Genomic DNA, 7,216 nt, shown 5'->3' with positions numbered 1-7,216 from the left:
AGCAGGAACCGCCGACACCCAGTTTCTTAAGGATCGTTTCAGCAGGGCATAAACCAGTGAAAGCGGACTGCAGCAGGTTGGCCCCCACAAAGACCGTCAGCCAGATCCAGTTCGGATGCACATAATGACTGAGGGCCAGGCTGACGAGGATCATGGTGCCGGCGAGGGCGCGGATGGCGTTTTCGAGTTTCATGGGTAGAGCGCGGTATTTGAGATTGACGATTTGTTCTTTCGAAGGATACTCATTCACAACTGTATGATTCTATACGCATATAGTGAATGCCTGCAAACCCTTTTTCACATCATGCCACCACGCGCCAAAAAATCCCTGCCGCCGGTCTCCGAGGAGGCCCTCACTTTGATCGCCTCCTGGTTCCGCACGCTCTCCGAACCCAGCCGCCTGAAAATTCTGCGCGCGCTGGAGGAGGGCGAGAAGAACATCACCGAACTCGTCGCCGCCACCGGCCTCACTCAAGCAAATGTCTCGCGTCATGTGCAGTCGCTCGTGGACGCGGGAATGGTCGGCCGCCGCCGTGAAGGCCTGACTGCGATTTGCTTCATCGCTGATACGAGCATCACCGATCTGTGTGACAACGTCTGCAACAACCTCCTCAAACGCCTCTCCCAACAGGTGAAAAAACTCGGCGGTGCCTGAGCAGCCTGTTTCATCCTCCAATGCCCCTTCGAAATATGATCTGGACCTTTGTCATTCTCATTGCCGTCATCGGCGGCTGGTACTGGTATGAAGGAGACTGGGACCGCGGTCTCTTCAAAGCATCTCCTGGCTCCGTATGCGCAAACCTCAATCCTGGCCAGGCCAATGCGTGGCTGCGTGACCACCCCGAGACGCAGGTGCTGGATGTGCGTTCCTCGGGTGAGTTTGAAGGTGGCGCGCTGCCCGGCGCGGTGAACATCTCCATCGGTGATCCGTCATTCGAAACCAAGCTCGCCGCGCTGAACAAGGACAAGCCCGTGCTGGTGTATTGCGCCGGTGGCTTTCGCAGCCGCAAGGCGGTGATTGTCCTGAAAGAACTCGGCTTCCGCAACATCCAGCACATCCACCGCGGCTACATGTCGTGGCAACCTGACGCCCAACCATGAAACCCCTGCTCTTCTCCCTCCTCACTCTCACCCTCGCCACCTCCGCCGCCGAACCGGAGGTCATTCCGATCCAGGTGCGCGAGAATCTGCGCATCGTCTATCAAGTGACCGATGACGCGGCCCACGATGGCGTGAACAAGGGTCTCTTCTACGCCCGCAAACTCATCAACACCTACGCGAAGCAGGGCATCGCCGCCGACCAGGTGCATCTGCACCTTGTTTATCACGGCACCGGCATCGCCGCCGTGGTGAACGATGCGGCCCTCAAACGCCTCGGCACGGATGCGGCGAATCCAAACGGCGAAATCCTTGCGGAACTCATCAAGCGCGGTGTGCAGGTGGAGCTGTGTGAAAACACCATGCAGCAGAAAGGTGTGAAGCCCAGCGAACTGATGCCCGGGGTGAAGCTCGTGGTCGGTGCCTTCCCGCGTCTGATCGATCTGCAGTTGCAAGGCTTCGCCTACATCAAGTTTGAGTAGCCACCCTTCTCTAAGCCAACCATGAAAACACACCGCTGGAATCCCTACCTCGTTGGCGCGCTGATCGGCGTGCTCAGCATCCTCACCTTTACGATGGCTGACAAGCCCATCGGCATGTCCACCGGCATCGCGCAGGCCTCTGGCGCGTGTGCCTTGCCGGTGCTCAGCGCGGATGGCGTGGCGGCCAATACTTATTGGGCCAAAAAAGCGGTGCCAGCCTGGGACTACGGCAGCCTGTTTGTGCTCGGCTCCTTTTTCGGCGCTCTGGTCAGCGCGCTGGTGAGCGGCAGCTTCAAACTGGAGAGCGTGCCAGCCCTTTGGCGCGGGCGTTTTGGCCCGTCCGTCGGCAAACGCCTGCTCGCCGCCTTCATTGGCGGCGTGGTCATCATCTTCGGCGCACGGCTGGCGGATGGCTGCACCAGCGGCCATGGCATCAGTGGTTCGCTGCAGCTGGCCGTGAGCAGCTGGACCTTTTTCATCGCCATGTTCATCAGCGGCATTGTCACCGCCTTCATCCTCTTCCGCGGCACCTCCCAATCCTGATCCCATGCAAACATTCCTCGCCTTCATCACCGGCTCCAATCTGCTCTGGGCCGGGCTGCTCTTTGGCTTCCTCTTTGGCGTGCTGCTTCATCGCGGCGGCGTCACGGACTTCAATGTCATCGTGAAGCAGTTTCTGTTTCGTGACTTCACCGTGCTCAAGGTCATGTTCACCGCCATCGTCGTCGGTGGCGTGGGCCTGTTCATCCTGCATGGGCAGGAGCTTTCCAACTGGCACATCAAGCCTGCAAACATGCTCGCAGTCATCCTCGGGGCGCTGCTCTTTGGCATCGGCATGGTGATCTACGGCTACTGCCCCGGCACCAGCATCGCCGCCGTAGCAACCGGCAGACTGGATGCGCTTGTGGGCTTCCTGGGAATGCTCGTCGGCGGGGCGGCCTATGCGCTCTGCTACGACTGGATCGCCGCGAACATCCTGCCGGTGGCAGATCTCGGCAAAAAGCGCCTGCCTGAACTCGCCACGCTGCCGGAATGGGTGTGGTATGCGGGGCTGGTGGTCATGGCGGCCGTTGTCTTCGCGCTTGTCGCACGTTTTGAAAAAACCCGATCCAAAATCTCATGAAACCCCAGCGTCTGGTCATCATCGGAGGTGTCGCCGGAGGGGCCAGTGCCGCCGCTCGTGCACGCCGCCTTTCCGAAACCTGTGAAATCACCGTGCTGGAGCGCGGCCCCCATGTCTCCTTTGCCAACTGCGGCCTGCCTTACTTCGTAGGCGGTGAGATCCCGAATGAGGAGGATCTGCTGGTGCAGACGCCGAAGAGCCTGCACGCGCGTTTCAACCTCGATGTGCGTGTGCACAGCGAGGTCGTGTCGATTGATCGCGAGGCCAAAGTGGTGAACGTGCGCGAGCTGACGAATGGCCGCGAATACGCCCTGCCCTACGACGCACTGCTCATTTCCACGGGCGCCTCACCGCTGACTCCGCCGGTTCCCGGCATCCAGCGCGAAGGCCATTTCGTGGTGCGCAACGTGCCTGACGTGGTGCGGATCAAATCATGGATCAGCGAGACCGAGGACACCCGGGCCGTCGTGGTCGGTGGCGGTTACATCGGTTTGGAAATGGCGGAGCAGCTCGTCCGGCATGGTGGTGTCTCCGTTTCACTTGTCGAAGCATTGCCGCAGGTCATGGCTCCGCTCGACCCTGAGATGGCCGCGTGGCTGCACCTGGAGCTCAAGCAGCAGGGCGTCGAGCTTTGCACCGGCAGCGCCGTGGCTGCTTTTGAAGCACCGAGCGATGCTGAGCCCGCCCGGGCCTCCATCGTGGTCCTCAAAGATGGCCGCCGTCTGCCTGCGGATGTTGTCGTGCTCGGCATGGGCGTGAAACCGGAAAGCACCCTGGCCAAAGCCGCCGGCCTGGAGATCGGCGGTCGCGGTGGCATCCGCGTCAATGAGCGCATGCAGACAAGCGATCCGGCGATCTACGCCGTCGGCGATGTCGTGGAAGTGCGCGATGTCATCACCGGTGAGTGCAGCCTGATCCCGCTGGCCGGCCCGGCGAACCGCCAGGGCCGCATCGCTGCGGACAACATCATGGGCCGCAGTTCCACCTACCAAGGCACGCAGGGCACGGCCGTGCTGAGGCTCTTTGGCCTCACCGCAGGCTGCACGGGCGCGAATGAAAAGACGCTGCGTGCCGCTGGCAGATCCTACCAGGCGCTGCATCTGCACCCGGCCTCGCATGCAGGCTATTATCCCGGCGCAGAACCCATCGCGCTGAAGGTGCTCTTTGACCCGCACACCGGCAGGCTGCTCGGCGCTCAGGCCGTGGGCCGCGATGGCGTGGACAAGCGACTCGATGTCCTGGCCACCGCGCTCAAAGCCGGCATGACCATGGATGATCTGGCCGAACTGGAGCTCGCCTATGCCCCGCCGTTTGGCTCCGCCAAAGACCCCGTGAATCTCGTCGGCATGGCCGCACAAAACGTGCTCGCCGGAGATGTGGCGCTCGCGCAGTGGCATGAGATCGCCGCGCTTGATCCTGACAAGTCCCTCGTACTGGACGTACGCCGGGCCGACGAGCGCGCCAAGGGCTGCATCCCCGGCTCCATTCACATCCCGCTGGATGAGCTGCGCGGACGCCTTGGTGAACTGCCGAAGGACAAAGAGATCATCGCCTCCTGCCAGAGCGGCCAGCGCAGCTACTTCGCATGCCGCCTGCTCACGCAGCACGGCTTCAAAGTGCGCAACCTCGCCGGTTCATGGCGTACCTTCAGCACCGCAACCCGCTGACACGAACTTTATGAACAACACCTTTCTGCTTCGTCTCCTGCCCTGGTTTGCGGTCATCGCCCTGGCCGGTGCGGCGTTCTACAAGTTCAAGCTGGCTCCGGCGCCAGTCGAGGAACGCAGGCTGAGTCAAGACAGCATCACGCATGAGGTGATGGGCACCGGCACGCTGGAGGCGCGCGTGAAGACGACGGTGAGCGCACGCATTCAAGAACGGCTGATGGAGGTGCTGGTCGATCAGGGAGATGCGGTGAAGGCAGGGCAGTTGCTCGCGAAGCTCGATGACGCAGAGATCAGGCAGCAGGTGGCCATTGCGGAAGCGACTTTGGCTGCGGCTCGGCAGACAGCGGCGCGAGTAAGCGCAGATCTGGCACGCTCGGAGGCGGTGCTGGCGCAGGCCCGGCTCGACCACAAGCGCATGACCGGCCTGCGAACCTCCAACGCGGTTTCCCAGACGGACGAGGACAAGGCTTCGGAAGCGCTGCATGTGGCGGAGGCGGATCTGAACCGCTCGAACGCGACCATCGCCGAGGCGCAGGCCCTGGTGCTGGTGGCGGAAAAAACGCTGCTGTATCGCAGGGAGCAGATGGCCTTCACGGAAATTCGCGCACCTTACGACGGGCTCATCATACGGCGCAATCGCGAGCCGGGCGACATGCTCGTGCCAGGGGGTGCACTCATGGAACTGATCTCGCTGGAAGAAATCTGGGTGAGTGCGTGGGTCGATGAAACCGCCATTTCGAAAATCGCGCCCGGCCAGAAGGCGCGCATCGTTTTCCGTTCCGAAAGCGGCAGGAACTACCCCGGCGTGGTCTCGCGCATCGGCCGCGAGACAGACCGCGAGACGCGCGAGTTTCTCGTCGATGTGCGCGTCAATGAACTGCCCAAAAAATGGACCATCGGCCAGCGCGCGGAGGTGTTCATCCAGCTGCCATGAACCTCGCCGTCCGCGACATTCGGCACAACTCGGGCCGCTTTGTGTTTACCACGCTGGGCATCGGCCTGCTGCTGATGATCGTGATGGGCATGGGTGGCATCTATCGTGGTCTCATCCATGAAGCAACGCTGCTGGTGGACCGTGTGGGCGCGGACCTGTGGGTCGTGCAGGGCGGCACGCGCGGGCCGTTTGCGGAGATCTCGCGGATTTCTGCCAGCCTGGAGGACCGCGTGCGCGCGGTCCCGGGCGTGGCCCAGGCACGGCGCTTCGTCTCGCATACGATTCAACGCATGCATCAGGGCAGGCCGCTGCGCATGGTGGTTCAGGGCCTTTCCTGGCCGGAGGATCGTGGCGGGTGGATTCCGCTGGTGGCGGGGCGTACGCTGCGGCAGGCGCATTATGAAATGATCGCCGATTTGTCGCTGCACCTGCCTTTGGGTGAAAAAGTCAGACTCGGCAAGGACGTCTATGAAGTCGTTGGCCACACGCGCGGCATGGTCGGCACCAGTGGCGACGGACTGACTTTTTTCACCGTGAGCGATGCGCTGGCGATTCAATCTGACGTGCCCGGAGAAGCCGTGCGGCTGGAACGCGCGGCACGGCGCACACGATTGGAAAACATCGAGATCGGCCGCCTGCAGCCTCTGCTGCTGGATCGCGCCGCCGGCCCCTCCGGCAGCATTCCCGCGCTTTCGAAGCCGCAGGTCAGCGCCGTGCTTGTGACCCTGCAGCCTGGTGCGGATGCCGCAGCCGTTCGTGCCACGCTCGGCACCTGGCCGGACATCTCGGTTTTCTCCACTCAGGAGCAGCAGGACCTGCTGCTCTCCGGCATGGTGGACAAGGCGAAGCGCCAGCTCGGTCTTTTCCGCGTTCTGCTGATCATCATTTCGACCATCATCATCGCGCTGATCATCTACACGCTCACGCTCGATAAAATTCGCGACATCGCCCTGCTGAAGCTCATTGGCGCCCGCAACGGCGTCATCGGTGGTCTCATTCTGCAGCAGTCGCTTCTCATGGGCGCTTTTGGTTATGCGCTGGCGTGGGTCATCGGGCAGTTCACGTTCCCCCACTTTCCACGTCTCGTCGTTGTGGAGGCGTCAGACCTCATTTCACTCGGCTTCATTGTCCTCGTCATCTCCACACTCGCCAGCCTGCTCGGCATCTGGAAAGCCCTGCGGGTGGAACCCAACACCGTCCTCTCCGCATGAGCGCCCCCGCCGTCGAAGTCCAGCATCTGCGCAAAGTGTATGGCAGCGGCCACACCGAAGTCGTCGCCATCCGCGATGCCTCGCTGACCATCGCACGCGGCGAGATCGTCGGCATGCTCGGCCCCAGCGGCTCCGGCAAGTCCACCATCCTCACCGCCATGGCGCTGATCAATCCTCCCACGTCAGGACAGGTGATGATCGGTGGTTCGGCCGTGCTCGATGGTCCGAAGGCGCTCGTCGACCTGCGCGCCTTTCGCCGCCAGCATCTCGGGTTCGTGTTTCAAAAGGCCAACCTCATTCCCTTTCTCACCGCGTTGGAAAACGTGCAGGTCGCCCTCGAAATCAATGACACCGCTCCGAATGCCGCACGCGCACGCGCGATGGAACTGCTCGACTACCTCGGCGTCGGCGAGCGAGCCGGCAACCTGCCCGTCGCCCTCTCGGGGGGCGAGCAGCAGCGTGTCGCCGTGGCCCGTGCGCTCGCCAACAACCCCAGCCTCATCCTCGCCGACGAACCCACTGCCGCTCTCGACAGCCAGCGCGGACGCCAGGTGATGGAACTCTTTGCCAAAGTCGCCCACGAGCGCAACGCGGGCGTCCTCGTCGTGACTCACGATCACCGCACGCTCGATGTCTTTGACCGCATCGTGGATGTAGAAGATGGCATGATCCACGAGCGATCTCTTTGACTCCACCCCTCC

The 7,216-nt window shown here is 62.3% G+C and carries 10 protein-coding genes; 9 read left to right on the top strand and 1 reads right to left on the bottom strand.

Going from position 1 to position 7,216, the window contains the following annotated elements:
• On the bottom strand, nt 1-193 hold a 193-nt coding region (locus tag ACILSL_RS17435), incomplete at its 3' end, for a DUF2892 domain-containing protein (protein ID WP_395733336.1).
• Nucleotides 194-304: 111 nt separating this feature from the next.
• Between ACILSL_RS17435 and ACILSL_RS17430 the strand changes: the two genes are divergently transcribed.
• From ACILSL_RS17430 to ACILSL_RS17390, 9 genes are read left to right on the top strand one after another with little or no spacing between them, the layout of a single operon-like run.
• On the top strand, nt 305-655 hold the full coding sequence (locus ACILSL_RS17430) for an ArsR/SmtB family transcription factor (protein WP_395733335.1): 351 nt from the start codon (nt 305-307) through the stop codon (nt 653-655).
• 35 nt (nt 656-690) lie between these two features.
• The gene (locus ACILSL_RS17425; RefSeq protein WP_395733334.1) at nt 691-1,101 is read left to right on the top strand and encodes a rhodanese-like domain-containing protein; all 411 of its coding nucleotides are present in this window, start codon (nt 691-693) and stop codon (nt 1,099-1,101) included.
• Nucleotides 1,098-1,580, top strand: coding sequence for a DsrE family protein (locus tag ACILSL_RS17420; RefSeq protein WP_395733333.1), 483 nt, complete (start codon nt 1,098-1,100; stop codon nt 1,578-1,580). The genes ACILSL_RS17425 and ACILSL_RS17420 overlap by 4 nt, the downstream gene beginning before the upstream one ends.
• A 21-nt stretch (nt 1,581-1,601) precedes the next feature.
• Nucleotides 1,602-2,123 (top strand): YeeE/YedE thiosulfate transporter family protein, encoded by a 522-nt coding sequence (locus tag ACILSL_RS17415; protein ID WP_395733332.1) that lies wholly within the window; start codon nt 1,602-1,604, stop codon nt 2,121-2,123.
• Nucleotides 2,124-2,127: 4 nt separating this feature from the next.
• Entirely contained in the window at nt 2,128-2,703 is a 576-nt protein-coding gene (locus ACILSL_RS17410) for a DUF6691 family protein (protein WP_395733331.1), read from the top strand.
• Complete coding sequence (locus ACILSL_RS17405; RefSeq protein ID WP_395733330.1) at nt 2,700-4,370, top strand: FAD-dependent oxidoreductase; 1,671 nt, start codon at nt 2,700-2,702, stop codon at nt 4,368-4,370. The genes ACILSL_RS17410 and ACILSL_RS17405 overlap by 4 nt, the downstream gene beginning before the upstream one ends.
• Nucleotides 4,371-4,380: 10 nt before the next feature.
• Nucleotides 4,381-5,304 carry an efflux RND transporter periplasmic adaptor subunit gene (locus ACILSL_RS17400; protein ID WP_395733329.1) on the top strand — a complete coding sequence of 308 codons (924 nt, stop codon included), beginning with the start codon at nt 4,381-4,383 and terminating at the stop codon, nt 5,302-5,304.
• Complete coding sequence (locus ACILSL_RS17395; protein ID WP_395733328.1) at nt 5,301-6,515, top strand: ABC transporter permease; 1,215 nt, start codon at nt 5,301-5,303, stop codon at nt 6,513-6,515. The genes ACILSL_RS17400 and ACILSL_RS17395 overlap by 4 nt, the downstream gene beginning before the upstream one ends.
• Nucleotides 6,512-7,204 (top strand): ABC transporter ATP-binding protein, encoded by a 693-nt coding sequence (locus ACILSL_RS17390; RefSeq protein ID WP_395733327.1) that lies wholly within the window; start codon nt 6,512-6,514, stop codon nt 7,202-7,204. Before ACILSL_RS17395 ends, ACILSL_RS17390 begins: the two co-directional genes overlap by 4 nt.
• Nucleotides 7,205-7,216 lie beyond the last annotated feature (12 nt).

The sequence above is a fragment of the Prosthecobacter sp. genome, assembly GCF_044222345.1.
In the GTDB taxonomy this organism is placed as follows: Bacteria; Verrucomicrobiota; Verrucomicrobiia; order Verrucomicrobiales; family Verrucomicrobiaceae; genus Prosthecobacter.
The sequence above is the reverse complement of the archived record's forward strand: the minus strand, read 5'-3'. Positions and strand labels throughout refer to the sequence as shown.

Coding starts and splice junctions, on each gene's coding strand:
- ACILSL_RS17430 (WP_395733335.1), top strand. CDS start 305: ATGCCACCACGCGCCAAAAAATCCCTGCCGCCGGTCTCCGAGGAGGCC.
- ACILSL_RS17425 (WP_395733334.1), top strand. CDS start 691: ATGATCTGGACCTTTGTCATTCTCATTGCCGTCATCGGCGGCTGGTAC.
- ACILSL_RS17420 (WP_395733333.1), top strand. CDS start 1,098: ATGAAACCCCTGCTCTTCTCCCTCCTCACTCTCACCCTCGCCACCTCC.
- ACILSL_RS17415 (WP_395733332.1), top strand. CDS start 1,602: ATGAAAACACACCGCTGGAATCCCTACCTCGTTGGCGCGCTGATCGGC.
- ACILSL_RS17410 (WP_395733331.1), top strand. CDS start 2,128: ATGCAAACATTCCTCGCCTTCATCACCGGCTCCAATCTGCTCTGGGCC.
- ACILSL_RS17405 (WP_395733330.1), top strand. CDS start 2,700: ATGAAACCCCAGCGTCTGGTCATCATCGGAGGTGTCGCCGGAGGGGCC.
- ACILSL_RS17400 (WP_395733329.1), top strand. CDS start 4,381: ATGAACAACACCTTTCTGCTTCGTCTCCTGCCCTGGTTTGCGGTCATC.
- ACILSL_RS17395 (WP_395733328.1), top strand. CDS start 5,301: ATGAACCTCGCCGTCCGCGACATTCGGCACAACTCGGGCCGCTTTGTG.
- ACILSL_RS17390 (WP_395733327.1), top strand. CDS start 6,512: ATGAGCGCCCCCGCCGTCGAAGTCCAGCATCTGCGCAAAGTGTATGGC.